An 18,682-nucleotide genomic window follows, 5' to 3' on the forward strand; every position below is an offset into this window, starting at 1 on the left:
CCCATCCTCTGATAATTCCTAAACGGTTGCTTATTGGATTAACTTTTTGTCCCATTTACCTTAATTTTGATCTTCGTTATTACTTTTAGAACCAACGAACAACGTTACGTGGTTTGAACGTTTACGAATTCTGTAACCTCTTCCTTGCGGAGCCGGACGAAGACGTTTAAGCATCGCTGCACAATCCACATAGATCGTAGAGATGTAAAGTTCTCCGTTTTCGGCTTTGCGTTCGTTCTTTTGCTCCCAGTTAGCGATTGCAGAGCGGAGAAGTTTTTCTACACGCTGTGCAGCCTCTTTATTTGAGAATTTAAGGATGCCAAGAGCTTTGAATACTTCTTGACCGCGCACCATGTCAGCGACTAAACGCATTTTACGTGGAGATGTCGGAACATTGCGCAGCTTAGCGAAGCTCTGAGATTTGCGGGCCTCCTTTATCATTTCAGCTGATTGTCTTTTTCTTACACCCATTGTATTTTATTCTTTATTTTTCTTGAATTAATATTACGGGCCATTATTTCTTCTTGTTACCACCGTGACCACGGAAGTTACGAGTCGGAGCGAATTCTCCGAGCTTGTGACCAACCATGTTTTCAGTTACGTAAACAGGAATGAACTTGTTACCATTGTGTACTGCGAAAGTATGACCTACGAAATCCGGAGAAATCATTGAAGCACGGCTCCATGTCTTAATTACAGACTTCTTGCCTGATTCTTCCATTGCAGCCACCTTCTTTTCGAGCTTAACGCTGATAAATGGTCCTTTTTTTAATGAACGACTCATAGTTGTTTAATTAATCAATTTACTTTTTTCTTCTTTCAATAATGTACTTAGAAGACTGTTTCTTAGGAGCACGTGTCTTCAAGCCCTTAGCATACAAGCCTGTACGTGATCTTGGATGACCTCCAGACTGACGTCCTTCACCACCACCCATTGGGTGATCAACAGGGTTCATTACAACACCACGGTTGTGTGGACGACGACCTAACCAACGAGAACGTCCTGCCTTACCAGAAGATTCAAGTGCGTGGTCTGAGTTACCTACACTACCGATAGTAGCTTTACAAGCACTCAAGATTTGTCTTACTTCACCTGAAGGCAATTTGATTACACAATATTTTCCTTCACGAGAAGTCAACTGAGCAAAATTACCAGCCGATCTTACTAAAGCTGCACCTTGTCCTGGACGTAATTCAATATTGTGAATAACTGTACCTACAGGGATGTTCTCAAGCGGAAGTGCATTACCAATCTCAGGCGCTGCAGTCGCTCCAGACATCAAAGTGCTGCCAACTTGCAATCCATTAGGAGCAATAATATATCTCTTTTCTCCATCAGCATAGAACAACAAAGCGATACGAGCCGAACGGTTTGGATCGTACTCTATTGTTTTTACAACTGCTGGAACACCGTCTTTATTTCTCTTGAAGTCGATGAAACGGAATTTTCTCTTATGACCACCGCCAATATAGCGCATTGTCATTTTACCAACGTGGTTACGACCACCAGTAGAACGCTTTCCACATACAAGAGATTTTTCTGGTACCGATGCAGTAATTTCTTCAAAAGTACCAATAATTTTGTGTCTCTGCCCCGGTGTTGTGGGCTTAAATTTACGTACTGCCATCTTATCTATTAAATATTGCTATAAAAATCAATAGTATCGCCTTCTTTCAATGTCACTACAGCTTTCTTATAAGCATTAGTACGACCCTGAATCAGGCCCGATTTAGTATAACGGCTTTTATTTTTACCAGCGTAACGAATTGTATTCACGCTAATAACTGTCACGTTATACAAAGCTTCGATTTCACTCTTAATCTCTAATTTGTTAGCATCAGGACGAACAATAAATCCGAAACGATTAAATTTTTCAGTTATTGCAGTCATTTTTTCTGTTACTAACGGTTTAATAATAATTCCCATTTTACTAAGCCTCCTTTAATTATTTAACTAAGGTTTCCTCGATAGCCTTTAATGCACTCTCTGTAACAACAAGAGTTTCTGCATTCAATACAGAGTATGTATTTAACGCAGAAGCAATTGCAAGATTTGTACGCTCTAAATTACGAGCAGACAAATATACGTTTTTATTTGCTTCTGGCAAAACCATAAGTAGCTTTTTGCCAGCCACTTTAAGATTATTCACAACATTTACGAATTCTTTTGTTTTTGGAGCTTCAAAAGTGAAGTCTTCAACTACAACAATGTTGTTAGACTGAGCCTTATATGACAGAGCAGACTTACGTGCAAGAGCCTTAACTTTCTTGTTCAATTTAAACCAGTAATCACGTGGTTTAGGACCAAATACACGAGCACCTCCAACCAAAAGTGGAGAGTTGATATCACCACGACGTGCACCACCGCCACCTTTCTGACGACCCAATTTACGAGTAGAACCGCTAATTTCGCTTCTTTCCTTTGATTTATGAGTTCCCTGGCGCTGATTAGCCATGTACTGCTTAACATCAAGATAGATAGCGTGATCGTTTGGTGTAATACCGAAAACAGCTTCATTAAGAGCTACTTTTCTTCCAGTATCTTCACCTTTTATATTTAATACGTTAACTTCCATTATTTCTCAATTATTACGATTGAACCTTTGTATCCTGGAACAGAACCCTTAATCAAAAGAAGATTGTGTTCTGGAATAACTTTTAATACCTGTAAGTTGTGAGTAGTTACTCTATCACCACCCATGTGTCCACCCATGCGCATGCCTTTGAACACCTTTGCTGGGTAAGAACAAGCACCGATAGAACCCGGCTTACGAGCACGGTTATGCTGACCGTGAGTAGTCTGACCTACACCACCAAAACCATGACGTTTTACAACACCCTGGAATCCTTTACCTTTAGAGGTACCAATAATGTCAACATAAGTTGCATCATTAAACAGTTCTACAGTGATAGTGTCACCTAAATTCAATTCTTCTGAGAAATCTTTGAACTCGGCCAAGTGTCTCTTTGGAGTTACTCCAGCTTTCTTAAAGTGTCCCATCAAAGGCTTAGTAGTATGCTTTTCTTTTTTGTCCTGGAAACCTACCTGAACAGCAGCATAACCATCTTTTTCAACACTCTTAATCTGAGTAACTACACAAGGACCAGCTTCGATAACAGTGCATGGTACATTTTTACCATCAGCACTGAACACGGATGTCATTCCGATTTTCTTTCCTAATAATCCTGGCATTTCAGTTAAATTTTAATTGATTAAACTTTAATTTCTACTTCTACTCCACTTGGTAATTCCAATTTCATCAAAGCGTCAACAGTTTTAGCAGTTGAGCTATAGATGTCGATAAGTCTCTTATAAGAAGACAGTTCGAACTGTTCACGTGACTTCTTATTAACGAAAGTCGAACGGTTTACAGTAAAGATTCTTTTGTGAGTTGGCAATGGAATTGGACCGCTAACGATAGCACCAGTAGCCTTCACAGTTCTTACAATTTTTTCAGCAGACTTGTCAACCAAGTTGTGATCGTAAGATTTCAGTTTAATTCTGATTTTCTGACTCATTGTTAAATTTTAAATTATTAATTAAGTATTTATGATAAGATGAAGCATGAGGGCTAAGAGTCATTCGCTAGCCCTCATAGGCTTCAAGATATTTTTATTGATTAAACCAGATCAACTCGACCTTTAACCTCTTCAAGAACAGTCTTAGCGATTGAGCTAGAAACCTGTGCATGATGATCGTATGTCATAGAAGAAGTAGCACGACCTGATGTGATTGTACGCAATGCAGTTACATAACCGAACATTTCAGCCAATGGAACCATCGCTTTAACTATACGAGCACCTGAACGGCTTGATTCCATACCTTCAACCTGTCCACGACGCTTGTTCAAGTCACCGATAACATCACCCATGTTTTCTTCCGGAGTTACAACTTCAAGCTTCATGATAGGCTCCATAAGAACAGGACCTGCCTTAGCACATGCATTCTTGTAAGCCTGAATAGCACAGATTTCGAAAGACAACTGGTCTGAGTCAACCGGGTGGAAAGAACCATCTTTCAACACTACTTTCAAAGAATCAAGAGGGAAGCCAGCCAACACACCATTCTTCATTGCAGTCTGGAAACCTTTCTGCACTGAAGGAATGAATTCCTTAGGCACGTTACCACCTTTAACCTCATCAATGAACTGAAGTCCGCCTTCCTTGTAATCTTCGTCAACTGGGCCGATAGTTACGATGATATCTGCAAACTTACCACGACCACCAGACTGTTTCTTGTAAACTTCACGAAGCTCTACAGTCTTAGTAATAGCCTCCTTGTAGTTAACCTGAGGACGACCCTGGTTACATTCAACCTTAAATTCACGTTTCAAACGGTCGATAATGATATCCAAGTGAAGCTCACCCATACCAGAGATAACTGTCTGACCTGTCTGTTCGTCAGTTCTTACAGTAAATGTTGGGTCTTCTTCAGCAAGTTTAGCCAAACCGTTAGAAAGTTTGTCAAGGTCTTTCTGAGTCTTAGGTTCTACTGCGATACCGATAACTGGTTCTGGGAAGTCCATTGACTCAAGAACGATTGGAGCTGTTTCATCACAAAGAGTATCACCAGTACGGATATCTTTGAAACCTACTCCTGCACCTATATCACCAGCGCTGATTACTTCAACTGGATTCTGTTTGTTTGAGTGCATCTGGAACAAACGAGATACACGTTCTTTCTTACCTGAACGAGAGTTGAAGATATAAGAACCAGCTTCTACTTTACCTGAATATACACGGAAGAATGTCAAACGACCAACGTATGGGTCAGTTGCAATCTTAAATGCAAGAGCTGATGTCTTTTCATCTTCATCTGGTTTACGATCTTCTTCAGCACCAGTAGTTGGGTTTGTACCGATGATGTTTGGAGTATCAAGCGGAGAAGGCAAGAATGCGCAAACATAGTCAAGAAGAGTCTGTACACCTTTATTCTTGAAAGAAGAACCACAGAACATAGGAACGATATCCATCTTCAATGTTCCGGCACGCAAAGCACGCAAGATTTCTTCTTCAGTGATAGTAGAAGGATCATCAAAATACTTTTCCATCAAGGCTTCATCAAATTCAGCCACTTTTTCAAGCATTTTATCTCTCCACTCCTGTGCCTCATCAACGAGGTTAGCAGGGATATCCTCTACATCGTAGTCAGCTCCCATAGTTTCATCGTGCCATACAATAGCCTTCATTTTAATAAGGTCTACTACACCTTTGAAGTTCTCTTCAGCACCGATAGGAATAACAACAGGACAAGGATTAGCTCCAAGAACGTCTTTCATCTGACGAACAACTTCGAAGAAGTCAGCGCCAGAACGGTCCATTTTGTTAACATAACCGATACGTGGAACATTATACTTATCAGCCTGGCGCCATACAGTTTCAGACTGCGGTTCAACTCCACCAACAGCACAATATGCAGCAACTGCACCATCAAGAACACGCAAAGAGCGTTCTACTTCAGCAGTAAAGTCTACGTGCCCCGGAGTATCAATCAAGTTAATCTTATAAGTATTACCCGCATATTTCCAACGAGTAGTAGTAGCTGCAGATGTGATAGTAATACCACGTTCCTGCTCCTGCTCCATCCAGTCCATTGTTGCAGCACCGTCATGAACCTCACCAATTTTGTGAGTCAAACCAGTGTAGAACAAGATACGTTCAGAAGTCGTAGTTTTACCAGCATCAATGTGAGCCATGATACCGATATTACGGGTCAAGTGCAAATCTTGTTTAGCCATTTTAAATCTTTAGTTATTAAATTATTACTTGATTAAAATCTGAAATGCGCAAAAGCACGGTTAGCTTCAGCCATACGATGCATATCTTCCTTACGTTTGAAAGCACCACCCTGTTCGTTATAAGCATCAAGGATTTCAGCAGCCAACTTATCAGCCATGCTCTTACCTCCGCGCTTACGAGCAAATAATATCAAGTTCTTCATTGAGATAGACTCTTTACGATCAGGACGAATTTCTGTTGGAACCTGGAATGTTGCACCACCGATACGACGAGATTTAACTTCAAGTTGTGGAGTTACATTTTCAAGAGCTTTCTTCCACACTTCAAGAGCTGAAGTTTCCTCAGCAGGCAATTTAGTGCCAACTACATTAAGTGCACCGTAAAAGATTTCATAAGAAGTATTCTTCTTTCCGTCATACATCAGATGGTTTACGAACTTAGAAACCTTCTGATCATTAAATACTGGATCCGGAAGGATCACACGTTTTTTTGGTTTTGCTTTTCTCATTTTGTTTGACAAATTATGTTTAGTTTGGGGCTGCACCTCTGTTTGCTTCAACATCTCCTCCGAGACATTTACTCAACCTTAAAGCTTTTCCAACAAACCAAAACGAAATTATTAAAGTCTTTACTTAAAAGGATTGTACTCAGCTAAAATTATTTTTTCTTACCCTTAGCTGCTGCTGGAGCCTGTCCTGGTTTTGGACGCTTAGCACCATATTTAGAACGTCTCTGTGTACGACCAGCCACACCTGCAGTATCCAATGTACCGCGAACGATATGATAACGTACACCCGGAAGGTCTTTCACACGACCACCACGTACCAATACGATTGAGTGTTCCTGCAAGTTGTGTCCTTCTCCCGGAATGTAAGAGTTAACTTCCTTAGAGTTTGTCAGACGCACACGAGCAACTTTACGCATTGCTGAGTTAGGTTTCTTAGGAGTTGTAGTATACACACGTACACAAACGCCACGTCTCTGAGGACATGAATCAAGTGCTGGTGACTTACTTTTCTCAACCAAAACCGTTCTTCCTTTTCTTACTAATTGTTGAATAGTAGGCATTTTGTTTGATTTTTAAATTTATATATATTGTTTATTCAAATTCCAATCCTAAAGCGAAACTACATATTTCGGGTTGCAAAGGTACGAATAAGTTTTTAATACACAAACTCTTTTGCAAATAAAAAAGGCCCAATCTGCTCATTTTTGCGCAAATCAGACCTTTATAAACATTTTTTATTATTTATTAAGCTTCTCCTTTAAAATCAGTCAAAGGTGGAACAAAAGTTCTGCCACTTTTATCTTCATCTTTCACCCTTTCTTCCGGCATTTTTACTGCTCCAAAATTTCTTTCATACTTTACCATATTATCCTGTAAAGCATACATTAATCTCTTAGCATTTTCTGGAGTCATCACAATTCTTGACTGCACACCTGCCTTTGGCAATCCCGGCAACACTGATACAAAATCAATAATAAATTCAGAAGTTGAATGGGTAATAATAGCAAGATTTGCGTAAGTTCCCTTTGCCACATCTTCTTTTAATTCTATTTGCAATTGATTATTTTTATTTTCGTTTTCCATGATAAATTATGTTTTTTAATAATTATATACGACAAAAGTAGAACAAAATAAGCAGTCACGCAAGAAAAGAGTATAAAAGTTATATTTTCATTCACAAAAAAATAGCTAAATTTGCCACATAAGATAATGCATATGAACATATACAGATTTCTGACAATATTTCTTCTACTATTCTTTAAAACAAGTTTTATTATTTCTCAAACTGTTTCCTTCAACAATATTACAACTGAAGACGGTTTATCACAATTGTCTGTCAATAGTATATATATCGATGAATCGGGTATGCTTTGGATAGCAACCAGATCCGGTTTAAATCTATATGACGGGAATCACATATATACATTTAAAACTGAGAAAGACAATCCACAAAGCATTTCTTCAAATTTCATACTTCAAGTAACAGGAAACAAAAACGGTAACATATATATTTTGAGTACAGATGGAATTAGTGAATACAACATGCAAACAAAAGTATTCACCAAAATATATAATAACAAGGCGGGATGTATCTATTATTATGGTAACAAACTATACATAGGTTCAGGCAACACAATATACACTTACGATTTCACAGATTCACTACTAAAGAAGGTATCAACACTACCCAATGATATTCAAAATATAAATAGCATAATAATAGATAATAATGATTACATTTGGCTAGGAACAGATAATGGAATATACAATTATGACACCAATACTGATTCAACATTACACATTGTTAAAATAGGAAATATCACAAAACTTTTCATTGATTCAGCAAACAATATATGGGCAGGAAGCTGGGATAATGGACTTTTCTGCATTACTCCAGAAGGTAAAGTTAACAACTATAGAAACAATAATAAAGAAAAATCCATATCTTCTGATTTTACAAGAGCAATATCTGAGGATAACCTTGGTAACATTTGGATAGGAACTTCAAAAGGAATAGATAAATATAACAAAAAAACAGGAGAATTCAAACATTACACCTCAGGCGATTCAGAATACTCATTAACCCATTCATCTGTATGGTGTATTGAGAAAGATGAACAAGGGACATTATGGATTGGAACATATTTCGGTGGAGTCAATTATATTAATCCTGAATATTCAATCTACACAAGTTACACTATGTCCGACGAAGAAGGTAAAGGTCTTAGTAGTCCAATCGTCGGCCGGATTATAGAAGATGATAAAAGCAATCTATGGATAGGAACAGAAGGGGGCGGACTAAACTACCTCGATAGAACATTAAAGTCATTTAAATGGTATAGCCATACTACAAATAAAACAAACTCTATCTCACACAACAACATAAAAGCATTATTTTTCGACAAAGAAACATATTCACTGTGGATTGGTACCCATACTGGCGGTCTTAACAAACTAGATATAAACTCCGGAAAATTTGTTTATTATAAATCTAACCCCAAAGATAAGACCACTATTCCCTCTGATATTGTTAGAGACATAGAGCCATACACTAAAGACAGTATCATTATTGCCACTCAAAATGGACTTTGCATAATGAACAAATCCAACGGCATATGCCGACAGATACTTAACAATCTTCCCGAGAACCAAAAACTTGGTATGATTGCGGATATAACACTAGATAAAAATAACAATCTATGGATAGCTGCTACAGGTGAAGGAGTTTATGTCTACAATATAAAAAACGGCAGTTTAAAGAATTATCGTCATTCAGAGAATAAATCCGAAAGTATAAGCAGTAACAACATCAACAATATAACCATAGATAATGAAGGAGAAATATGGTTATGTACATCAGGAAGTGGCTTAGATATTTACAGACCTGAGACAGACAGTTTCATAAACTTCGACTCAAGCAACAGCAGTCTGAGTAATAATTGTATATATCAGGCATGTCAATCACCAGTAACAGGCAATATACTGCTCATTACAACAGACGGATTCTCTGTATTCGACAAAAAAGAAAAAACTTTCAGGAACTATAATTCAGATAATGGTTTCCCATTGAAAGCTTTAAACGAAAACGCTCTATATATTTCCCAAAACGGGGAAGTCTTTTTAGGTGGTATACACAATATGGTTTCCTTTTACGAGAAAGATTTAAGAAGGAAGTATAAGCCATACCATATTGTTCCAACCAAACTTTTAATTAACGGCAAATACATTAGAGTCGGTGATAAAGAAGGTATTCTAAAAAAATCAATAGCATATACAGACACGATACAGCTCAATCATAAACAGAATATGATTAGTTTGGAATTTGCAGTTACCAATTATATTGCAGCAAATAAAGATAAAATAATATACAAACTTGAAGGGTTATCCAACGAATGGAATGACACAAGAGGTAAAAACGAAATTACATACACTAATCTTACTCCTGGAAATTATAAACTCATTATAAAGCCCAAGGATATTGATAATTCTATATGCCAACCTATAGAATTACAAATTATTATAAAAGCCGCATTCTATCAAACTACATTAGCCTATATATTATATATACTGATCACAATTCTTATACTTTGGTATATCATAACTATATACCTCACCAGATTACATCTATCCGAATCACTTAAACTTGAGCAAATGCACGCCGACAATATAAGAAAAGAGAACGAAGCACAATTACGATTATTCACTAGTATATCACATGAATTCCGCACCCCATTAACATTAATAATATCACAAATAGAAACATTAGTACATGAAATCAAGCCTTCGCAACGTATTTATAGCAAGCTATCAACTATCTACCAGAACTCAGTACAGCTGCGGGAATTAATAACAGAACTTCTTGACTATAGAAAGTATGAATTAGGCTACCTTAAGTTGCAAGTTTCAAAAAGCAACATTGTACAGTTTATAAAAGAGAATTATCTCCTATTCAACGACTATGCTGCAAGAAAAAACATAGATATCAATTTCTCATCATCAGAAAACGAAATCGAACTATGGTTTGACCACAAGAATATGCAAAAAGTAATAAACAATCTTCTGTTCAATGCGATTAAGCATACACAATCAGGTGGGAAAATTTCAATTACACTCACAAAGGAAATAAATAATGTTGTAATCACTATAAATGATAATGGAGAAGGTATTCCTGAAAAGGATATAAACAAAATTTTCGATATCTTTTATCAATCCGAGAATTCACAAACATCTTTACAGTATATGATAGGTTCAGGAATAGGATTATCATTGGTAAAAAACATAATTCAAATGCATCATGGCAATATCAAAGTAAAAAGCAAGCTCAACGTTGGTTCTACTTTCATATTAACCTTACCTTTAGGAAATGAACATTTCAAGCCTGAAGAGATAACGAATGAATATAACTGGGAAATTTGTGCACACCATACACCTATACCGACAGTAAATTATGATGAAAGAACCGACAATAATAGTATCAATGGTGAATTTACACCAACAGATCGTTCAGAGAACAAACCAGATATGCTTATAGTTGAAGACAACAGGCAAATATGCGAGATGCTTGAAGACATACTAAGTCCTTATTATAATATTCACACGGCATCATCTGCCGAAAAAGCATTAGAACATTTGGAAGGACATATATCCGACATTGTCATAACGGATGTTATGATGTCAGGAATGGATGGCAAAGAGCTATGCAAAAGAATAAAGACTTCAGCAGCAACAAGCCACATACCGGTTATTATTTTAACAGCGCAAACAGCTGTTGAACAATACATAGAAGGATTTCAAACAGGCGCTGACGACTATATTACCAAACCGTTTAACACTCAGATGCTAATATCCAGATGTAACAACCTTGTAAATTCCCGGAAACTATTACAGGAAAAATTCAGTCACAAGCCTGATACATCAGTACAAATGCTAGCTACAAACAAAATTGACAAAGAAATCCTAGACAAGGCTATATCAATAATAGAGGACAATATATCTAATGTTGAATTCAATATGAATATATTTGCCAGAGAAATGGGAATGGCAAGAACAAATCTCTTTACTAAAATTAAAGCAATTACAGGAGAAACTCCAAATGACTTTATTGTCAGTATCCGACTAAAGAAGGGAGCGTATTTATTGAAAAACAACCCTGAATTAAATATCACAGAAATAGCAGAAAAACTAGGTTTCAGTTCTGCCAGATACTTCTCCAAATGTTTTAAAGACATGTATAATATAAGTCCTCTCTCGTATCGTAAAGGAAGTACAGAACACAAAGACTCTTCGGAATAATATAATCCGAAGAGTCTTTCAATATGATAACATATATAACTCTAATTATTCTTTTGCTGACTTACGATATTCTGCCGGTGAAGAGCCGAATAGTTCCTTAAACAAGCGCGAAAAATATTTGGCAGAGCCAAAGCCCAATTTATCAGCAATCTCGCTTATTTGCAGATTAGGTTCCTGCAACAACATATCAGCTGCTTTTTTCAGTTTATGTTGTACAATAAAATCATTAGGTGTCAGGTTTGTCAGAGCCTTAAATTTTCTCTGCAATGCAGTACGACTCATTCCTATTTCCTGACACATAAAAGGAATATCAAAGTCAACATTATCCAAATTTTCGTCTATCACCTTTACCACATCCTCAAGGAATTTTTTATCAAGAGGATTTGTTGCCAACATTACAATCTCACCATTCATCTTCTTCGTATACTTCTCCTTGACAAGCTGTCTGTTCCTGATCATATTATTACAGCGAGTCAGCAACAATCTTACATCGAAAGGTTTGGTCACATAGTCATCGGCCCCCATTCTCAATCCTTCAATATTACTTTCTGGAGAATTCAATGCTGTCAACAATATAACCGGAATATGGGACAATTCCATATTAGATTTTATCTGATGACACATTTCTGTTCCAGACATCTCAGGCATCATCACATCACTAAGTATCAAATCCGGAGCACTTTCTTTGGCACATTCCAGTCCTTCGACACCATTCGATGCCAATAAGACCTCATATAAAGGTGAAAATAACTGATAAAGCATTTGCCTAAGCTCTACATTATCTTCAACAATCAGAATTCTTTTTGCCTGATCATTGCTACCATCATTTTGCATATAGATATCATCAGGCAACATTTCATCAGAGAAAGTATCCATACGTTCAGGAAGTACAGCCGTATCCTTCCATTCTATACCCTCATCACCTTCATAAACAGATTTATCTATCGGTAACTCGACTATAAATGAAGTTCCCTCTCCTATTCTGGATACTACACTGATTGTACCGTGATGCTGTTCTACAATACTCTTTGCCAATGCGAGGCCAATACCAGTACCACCTTTATCTTCTGATGATTTATCTCCTGAGCCTGTCTGATAAAATCTGTCAAAAACATAAGGCAAATCATCTTGCGATATTCCAATACCTGTATCCTCTACACTAATTTTGACTATTCTTTCATCTAAACTGGTTTTTAATCTGATTGAGCCATTATCAGGAGTGAATTTAAATGCATTGGACAATAAGTTCAATATTACTTTCTGCATCTGCCTCACATCAAACCACATTTCCATAGAAGGATCAATTTCATCATCAAAAGTATAAGTTATGTGATGCTGCTTGGCATGCTCTGTAAAACTATAATACATTTCCTTCAGGAAAAAAGACAAGCTCTGTTCGGAAAGTTCCAACTTTTTCTTCTTTTGATCAATCTTTCTGAAATCAAGCAACTCAGTTATTAGCTCATTCAGCTGTTTTATGTATCTTGACACTTTTGAAAGTTGAAAGCGAGCAGAAGATGACAATTGTGAATTTTGTAACACAATCTCTATCTGAGTCGAAATTAATGTCAAAGGAGTTTTAAATTCATGACTTATGTTTGTAAAGAAGCGTAGTTTGGCCTGATTGAGTTCTTCTATATGATGCTTCTCAAATTGTTCTCTCTCAAGTGAAAGTGCAACTTTTCTTTTGGCCTCTTTAATTCTATATATCCAAATACTGATACTTAATAACGAAACAATAAATAATAACCTAGCCCACCAGGTGGCATACCATATATTTTCAACCTCAATCATTAAAGAAGACTCATGAAGTATTGGATAATCTTCACCCATCTGTCCTTTTGCTCTAACCTTAAGACAATAATCGCCAGGAGGAAGATTAGTATATCTAATCTCATTCTTTTTAGTTACTGTCCACTCTTTCTCAAGTCCAGAAAGATAATACTCATACTGCACATCACTGTTATTTCCTCCAACATCAGATGTCGCAAATTCCACCAGTAAATTATTTTTATTATAAGGTAACTTCAGACTTTTGGTCATTGGAAAAGATTCTTGTAATATACCACTTTCATCTCCGGAAGTAATTTTTTCATTATTCACAAATAATCGTGAGAAATAAAGATTTAGATCAATGGATGATTTAAAAAACTCATTCTCTTTAAATGAAACCATTCCATTTGCTCCTCCTACGAACAATTCATTGTCCCGACAGTTATAAATGCCACAACCTGAAACTATAGAGTTTTCAGAGAACAATGCGTTCATTTCTATATTATAAAATTTATCAATCAATGGATTATACAGAAAAATCCCCTTATCCGTAGAGAATACAATATTACCTTTATTTGTCTGGCAAATATTGTAACAATAATTACTCAAAATATTTCTTTCTTCTTTATCTAAGCTAGAAGATTCTTTTTTAATTTTATCGAAAACTACTATTCCAGCTCCTAATGTAGAAACATACACTTTATCACCAACATTGATTACACTAGTCAAATTATAGGATTTAGTACTCTTTAAGTTAATCCAACTGGATTTTGATTTATTATTTAAATCTAGCCTAAATAAAGATTTCGTATTAATACCCCAAAATATCCCTTCTGAATCAATATCAAAGTCCTGAAAAGTACTTCCGGAAATTTTTCTTCCCAAACCAGTTTTACCATCTAATATAAACAATCCATTTCGTGCAGAAACGACTAGAGAATCATTCCACATTTGGACATTATCTATTATATGCCTAGGAAATGGAACATTCTTCCTTTTCTTAAGACTATCATAATTATTAAACTTACCGGATTGAATATCAAAGCATGTCAACCCTCCCTTATGAGTACCTATATACAATAAATCCGATTTACTATCATAACAGATAGCTTTTAAGTTATTATGTGGCAAACCATACTCAGATGCCATATAACGTGTAAACTCTCCAGTTTTTCTGTTAAGGCAGGTTAGTCCTCCTCCATCTAAACATATCCATAAATCCCCCCTTTTATCTTCTACCATATCACCAACAAATGGAAATCCCAAACAGTCAGAACGATAAGGATTGTAATTATATTTTTTAAATCCGCGCGCACTCTCTGTTAAATAATCAACTCCACCATAGTAAGAACCTACCCATACCGTACCATCACGGTCTGTCAATAAAGAATATATGGAAGAATGCTTTAATCCGTTAACAATACCTTCTGAAGTATAAAACGTAACTTTAGAACTTACAGAATTCACCATATATACTCCTTCAAAAGTACCTATTAAAATATTCCCAAATCTATCTTGAGTAAAACATCTTATATCAATACTTTTACTACCGGAAGGCAAGAAAAGATCAAATTTTTCTATTTTTCCAGTTCCTTGAGGAAATATCCTGTAACATCCATTATTAAGCGTACCAACCCAAATTACTCCATCTTTATCCTTAAATAAAGCTCGAATATCAACATTTTTTATTACTTCCTCATTTTTTCCATTAATATCAATTTTATATAATCCATTTGCTGTACCTACCCAGCACACATTTCCTTCTATTAAAAAATTCCTACTTCTTTTAATTTTTTTATGTTGGGTAAATAAAATCCCTTTTTTTGAATCATATTTAAAAATCGAGTCATGTCTTAATCCCCAAATAGCCCCTTCAAAGGTATCTATATAGCGGAATCCACCTTTACCAAGCAAAGTGAGCCTTTCTTTTCTCAAATCATATTTTACCAGATTATCATCAACAAGTAAAAAAACATCACCCTGATTATCACCGGTAATGCATGAAACTAAATTACCCAACAGTTTATTTTGATTATTGTCAACGACACTTCCAATAACACCTTCTCTAATAGATTTATATCCAAAAACATTTTTACCATCATACACAGATATCCCTTCCTGAGTTCCTATCCATATTCTTCCTAGTCTATCTTGATAAAGCGACCTTACTGACAAATGAGATAACCCATCAGACATTCCTAAATGCTTGAAATATGACGCTGAAGCAGTAAAATTAAAAAGATATAAACACAAAAAAAATAAAACGAATTTTATCAAGCAAAACTTATTATGTATTTCCATAGTCTTTACCATTTTTCTATTATGAGCAAGATGCCCACAATTATATTTGTAACAATGTACAAATTTATCAGAAAATTCACAGACAACCTAAAAATATATTAATTTTCTAATTGCGTTTGTTTCAATAAATTATACAAATAGTACGGGAATATCATTTTCACAAATAAATTAAGGGGGAAAAGAACCTTCGAAAATTCTTTTCCCCCTCTTGTTTTCATAGTCAATAGAAAGACATAAAAAGAGTTTTAGTTATAATGTTCAGGGTTTTCATCTTGCCATTCGTTTACCCCATCCCTTATTCTATTACGGAAAGTAAGAGTATCTGTAGCATGTGAAATTGTTCCATCAGCATTCTTAAATTTATATTTTAAGAATATCTTTCTGTCTTGAAGCAATTTAGCACGGTTAAATATACATTCGCCGTCATTCGACACTTCCAAAGCTACATTATCAGACTCAACATTAATAGCTCCTGTTTCGTGATTAAGTGTCAATTTCAATTTACCGGATAATGTTCCATCACCTATTTTATCTGTCATCAAACTTGTAGGAGCCACAGTTGTAAGGTTCCACACCTGGTTATCAGGTTGAGGTATCTGAGTGTAATAACGTTTAGTTTCTATTTCATTTCCATTCGCATCTTTCACCACAGTCACACCCCCATGCCAATAATTACCGAACAACATATTTTCATATTTAAGACCGATAACCATTGTATTCTTATTTTGCAAGATTGTATCAGCATCTGCACGAGTTATTTTGAAAGGTATCGCATAATTTGCCTTCAAAGTTAGAGGGTCATTAACAAACTTCAATGAATCAACCTTAACGGTTACTTTTCCCAAATGATCTCCCTTAGGAATCACTATTACATTATTACTGATACTATAGTAATCAGAAGGCATACTCTTCAACTCAGAAACTCCTTCAACGGCTTCCTTTATATAAGTAGAAGCACTTGCTTTCATTTCCTCAAGAACAGACTCATTCACAAGTGAATTGTCTATTTCATAATCCACCTGTCTGTTCTGATTGTTCTCCATCACTCCACCCAAAACAGCTCCTACTTCAATCTTCATACCTTCACCTACAACTACTGTACGGGTATTTATCTGATTGGCGAAATAAACACCGGAATATTCGTAATCCTTTACATAGTCCTCATAGCATGAAGTCATAGAAAGAGCAATCAACGATACAAATAATGTTTTCTTCATATTAATAATCCTTTTAAATTATTTCCACTGATCCCAGCCCTTGTTTTGCACAAGTTTATCCATTTTACGCATCTCATTATAAGGAATAGGTTGATAAGGTGATGTAAATTTACGTACCTCTACAACCTCAGGTTCACCATAAGTGAATGTCCCGTCTGCATTCTTGGTTATTACAGGTCTTGTAACAGGCATATTTAGAAGAGACAAATCACTTTCTGTTGACCAACGTCTCAAATCATAGTATCTCATACCTTCGAAACAAGTCTCAATACGTCTCTCATTTCTGATGAATTCTCGGAATCCTTCTATATCATTAGATGTAAACTCATCCAAATATGGATCCGCGTCTGCATACAAATTCGCATTATCATAAGTTTTTCTCTGACGAAGCATTCTCATTGCTTCTCTGGCTGTCAAACCATCAATTTCAGCATCAGGACCGCCATATTCATTTGCAGCTTCAGCAAAATTCAGAAGCATGTGAGCCCAACGTACATAGAATTTCGAATGATTTGATTTCTTAACACTTGCATCACTCCAGTTCAAACCCATATATACAAACTTCTTTATGTGATAGTTGGTTCTACTGTTTTTCGCAAGACCTGCCAAATCCTTACCAGGTTGTCCTTCAGCATCAGTCACCCAATTTTCAAAAGTATACATAGGCTTGCTGGCATTATTATCTCTGCAAGCTTGAGCTCCATTATAGAATATAACACTATAGAATCTTGGGTCTCTATTTTTATAAGGATTCTGAGGATCGTACAGTTTCTGTCCTTCCGGATGTTCCTTTGGATAACCATTACTCATAGGAAAAGCATCTACAAGTTCCTGAGTAGCACCTATATTTCCATTACCTCTGAAACCACCTGGATAAAATGCTTTTTCAATCGCATCATTATTAGCATCGAATCTAGAAGTAAATACTATACCTGCAAAGTTTGGATCAGACCATAATACACGATCCAACGGTTTAAATCCATTTTTTGCTTGACCATCTACATTCAATTTGAAATCTATCACTTCCTTAGCATACTCGGCTGCAAGTTTCCAACGTTCTCTATCTTCCGATTGGTTAAATAATGGACTAGCGTATGTAAGATACATCTGGGATAATATTGCTCTTGTAGTTATACCGTCAAGACATCCCCAGTACTTACCTCCAGCTTCATTTCTATCACTTGACGCAACCAAGAAATCTCTATGAGCAATAGGCAGATATTTAAAAGCTGAATCACAGTCATTCTTTATCTGTTTCATACAATCCTCGTATGTATCACGCGCTCTATTAAATTCACCGGTTAGAATCTCATCGTCGAAAGACTCTGTTACTATAGGAAATCCCAAGAGCTCTCCATTATCAGTTCTTCCTCCAAAGCGTTTCAACAGATCCCACTGAAACCATGCTCTCAAAGCATAAGCTTCGCCCTGCAGTCTCCAGCGTGTAATACTGTCCTTACGTGCTTCAGTTTTATAACGGGTATTGAATCCACGATTATCTTTCAGGAAGCGGTTAACAGAAGCTATTGCTTTGTAATCATTACTCCAATAGTCACCAAAAGGGTCCTGTGATGTAGTGATTGATCCTGTTCCCAATTTTGTAAGGGCATGTGTAGTACTTGTTATTACAGCATCATCCGTTGCTCCATCCAAATAATATCCTTCATTATCATTATATGTTTTTGACATAAATTCATAAGCTCTGTAAACAAAGCCCTGTACTATACTAGGTCTCTCCCACATTTCTTCCTCAGGAAACTGTCCGTATGGATAAGTATCAAGGAAGTCAGAGCAAGAAGCAAATGCTGTAACCAATGCACCTGCCAATAGTATTCTTTTAGTTTTCATATAT

15 protein-coding genes are annotated in these 18,682 nt (G+C 36.2%); 1 reads left to right on the forward strand and 14 read right to left on the reverse strand.

All coding sequences use genetic code 11. The features are described from left to right. Window positions 1-60: 60 nt before the first annotated feature. From rplV to Q0486_RS15325, 11 genes are all read right to left on the reverse strand, one after another. A complete protein-coding gene (gene rplV, locus Q0486_RS15275) occupies window positions 61-471 on the reverse strand; it encodes a 50S ribosomal protein L22 (protein WP_299235303.1) in 411 nt (136 codons plus the stop codon). 43 nt (window positions 472-514) lie between these two features. Continuing rightward, window positions 515-784, reverse strand: a complete 270-nt coding sequence (gene rpsS, locus Q0486_RS15280) for a 30S ribosomal protein S19 (protein ID WP_299235305.1) — start codon at window positions 782-784, stop codon at window positions 515-517. Between the two features lie 19 nt (window positions 785-803). Then, a complete protein-coding gene (gene rplB, locus Q0486_RS15285) occupies window positions 804-1,628 on the reverse strand; it encodes a 50S ribosomal protein L2 (RefSeq protein ID WP_299235308.1) in 825 nt (274 codons plus the stop codon). Window positions 1,629-1,636: 8 nt separating this feature from the next. Continuing rightward, complete coding sequence (gene rplW / locus Q0486_RS15290; RefSeq protein WP_299235311.1) at window positions 1,637-1,927, reverse strand: 50S ribosomal protein L23; 291 nt, start codon at window positions 1,925-1,927, stop codon at window positions 1,637-1,639. Between the two features lie 19 nt (window positions 1,928-1,946). After that, complete coding sequence (rplD, locus tag Q0486_RS15295; protein ID WP_299235314.1) at window positions 1,947-2,576, reverse strand: 50S ribosomal protein L4; 630 nt, start codon at window positions 2,574-2,576, stop codon at window positions 1,947-1,949. Continuing rightward, complete coding sequence (gene rplC / locus Q0486_RS15300; protein ID WP_299235317.1) at window positions 2,576-3,193, reverse strand: 50S ribosomal protein L3; 618 nt, start codon at window positions 3,191-3,193, stop codon at window positions 2,576-2,578. Before rplC ends, rplD begins: the two co-directional genes overlap by 1 nt. A gap of 20 nt (window positions 3,194-3,213) precedes the next feature. Further along, window positions 3,214-3,519: a 30S ribosomal protein S10 gene (rpsJ, locus tag Q0486_RS15305; protein ID WP_002558075.1), complete on the reverse strand. Its 306-nt coding sequence runs from the start codon at window positions 3,517-3,519 to the stop codon at window positions 3,214-3,216. 101 nt (window positions 3,520-3,620) lie between these two features. Continuing rightward, entirely contained in the window at window positions 3,621-5,738 is a 2,118-nt protein-coding gene (gene fusA, locus Q0486_RS15310; protein ID WP_294455163.1) for an elongation factor G, read from the reverse strand. 32 nt (window positions 5,739-5,770) lie between these two features. Continuing rightward, window positions 5,771-6,247, reverse strand: coding sequence for a 30S ribosomal protein S7 (gene rpsG / locus Q0486_RS15315; RefSeq protein WP_294455164.1), 477 nt, complete (start codon window positions 6,245-6,247; stop codon window positions 5,771-5,773). Between the two features lie 149 nt (window positions 6,248-6,396). Further along, window positions 6,397-6,807 carry a 30S ribosomal protein S12 gene (rpsL, locus tag Q0486_RS15320; RefSeq protein WP_291559776.1) on the reverse strand — a complete coding sequence of 137 codons (411 nt, stop codon included), beginning with the start codon at window positions 6,805-6,807 and terminating at the stop codon, window positions 6,397-6,399. A gap of 184 nt (window positions 6,808-6,991) precedes the next feature. After that, complete coding sequence (locus Q0486_RS15325) at window positions 6,992-7,330, reverse strand: DUF3467 domain-containing protein (protein ID WP_299235326.1); 339 nt, start codon at window positions 7,328-7,330, stop codon at window positions 6,992-6,994. Between the two features lie 459 nt (window positions 7,331-7,789). On the opposite strand from Q0486_RS15325, the gene Q0486_RS15330 reads away from it, so the two are divergent. Beyond that, window positions 7,790-11,539 (forward strand): hybrid sensor histidine kinase/response regulator transcription factor, encoded by a 3,750-nt coding sequence (locus Q0486_RS15330; RefSeq protein WP_299235328.1) that lies wholly within the window; start codon window positions 7,790-7,792, stop codon window positions 11,537-11,539. A 45-nt stretch (window positions 11,540-11,584) separates the two neighbouring features. Here the strand turns inward: Q0486_RS15330 and Q0486_RS15335 are convergent, their stop codons facing one another. The 3 genes from Q0486_RS15335 to Q0486_RS15345 form a co-directional block, all read right to left on the reverse strand. Then, on the reverse strand, window positions 11,585-15,613 hold the full coding sequence (locus Q0486_RS15335) for a hybrid sensor histidine kinase/response regulator transcription factor (protein WP_299235331.1): 4,029 nt from the start codon (window positions 15,611-15,613) through the stop codon (window positions 11,585-11,587). A gap of 245 nt (window positions 15,614-15,858) precedes the next feature. Further along, window positions 15,859-16,830, reverse strand: coding sequence for a DUF1735 domain-containing protein (locus Q0486_RS15340; RefSeq protein ID WP_299235334.1), 972 nt, complete (start codon window positions 16,828-16,830; stop codon window positions 15,859-15,861). A gap of 18 nt (window positions 16,831-16,848) precedes the next feature. After that, window positions 16,849-18,678 (reverse strand): RagB/SusD family nutrient uptake outer membrane protein, encoded by a 1,830-nt coding sequence (locus tag Q0486_RS15345; RefSeq protein WP_299235337.1) that lies wholly within the window; start codon window positions 18,676-18,678, stop codon window positions 16,849-16,851. Window positions 18,679-18,682 lie beyond the last annotated feature (4 nt).

Source organism: uncultured Bacteroides sp. (assembly GCF_937912035.1).
GTDB lineage: Bacteria > Bacteroidota > Bacteroidia > Bacteroidales > Bacteroidaceae > Phocaeicola.

Coding starts and splice junctions, on each gene's coding strand:
- rplV (WP_299235303.1), bottom strand. CDS start 471: ATGGGTGTAAGAAAAAGACAATCAGCTGAAATGATAAAGGAGGCCCGC.
- rpsS (WP_299235305.1), bottom strand. CDS start 784: ATGAGTCGTTCATTAAAAAAAGGACCATTTATCAGCGTTAAGCTCGAA.
- rplB (WP_299235308.1), bottom strand. CDS start 1,628: ATGGCAGTACGTAAATTTAAGCCCACAACACCGGGGCAGAGACACAAA.
- rplW (WP_299235311.1), bottom strand. CDS start 1,927: ATGGGAATTATTATTAAACCGTTAGTAACAGAAAAAATGACTGCAATA.
- rplD (WP_299235314.1), bottom strand. CDS start 2,576: ATGGAAGTTAACGTATTAAATATAAAAGGTGAAGATACTGGAAGAAAA.
- rplC (WP_299235317.1), bottom strand. CDS start 3,193: ATGCCAGGATTATTAGGAAAGAAAATCGGAATGACATCCGTGTTCAGT.
- rpsJ (WP_002558075.1), bottom strand. CDS start 3,519: ATGAGTCAGAAAATCAGAATTAAACTGAAATCTTACGATCACAACTTG.
- fusA (WP_294455163.1), bottom strand. CDS start 5,738: ATGGCTAAACAAGATTTGCACTTGACCCGTAATATCGGTATCATGGCT.
- rpsG (WP_294455164.1), bottom strand. CDS start 6,247: ATGAGAAAAGCAAAACCAAAAAAACGTGTGATCCTTCCGGATCCAGTA.
- rpsL (WP_291559776.1), bottom strand. CDS start 6,807: ATGCCTACTATTCAACAATTAGTAAGAAAAGGAAGAACGGTTTTGGTT.
- Q0486_RS15325 (WP_299235326.1), bottom strand. CDS start 7,330: ATGGAAAACGAAAATAAAAATAATCAATTGCAAATAGAATTAAAAGAA.
- Q0486_RS15330 (WP_299235328.1), top strand. CDS start 7,790: ATGCAAACAAAAGTATTCACCAAAATATATAATAACAAGGCGGGATGT.
- Q0486_RS15335 (WP_299235331.1), bottom strand. CDS start 15,613: ATGGAAATACATAATAAGTTTTGCTTGATAAAATTCGTTTTATTTTTT.
- Q0486_RS15340 (WP_299235334.1), bottom strand. CDS start 16,830: ATGAAGAAAACATTATTTGTATCGTTGATTGCTCTTTCTATGACTTCA.
- Q0486_RS15345 (WP_299235337.1), bottom strand. CDS start 18,678: ATGAAAACTAAAAGAATACTATTGGCAGGTGCATTGGTTACAGCATTT.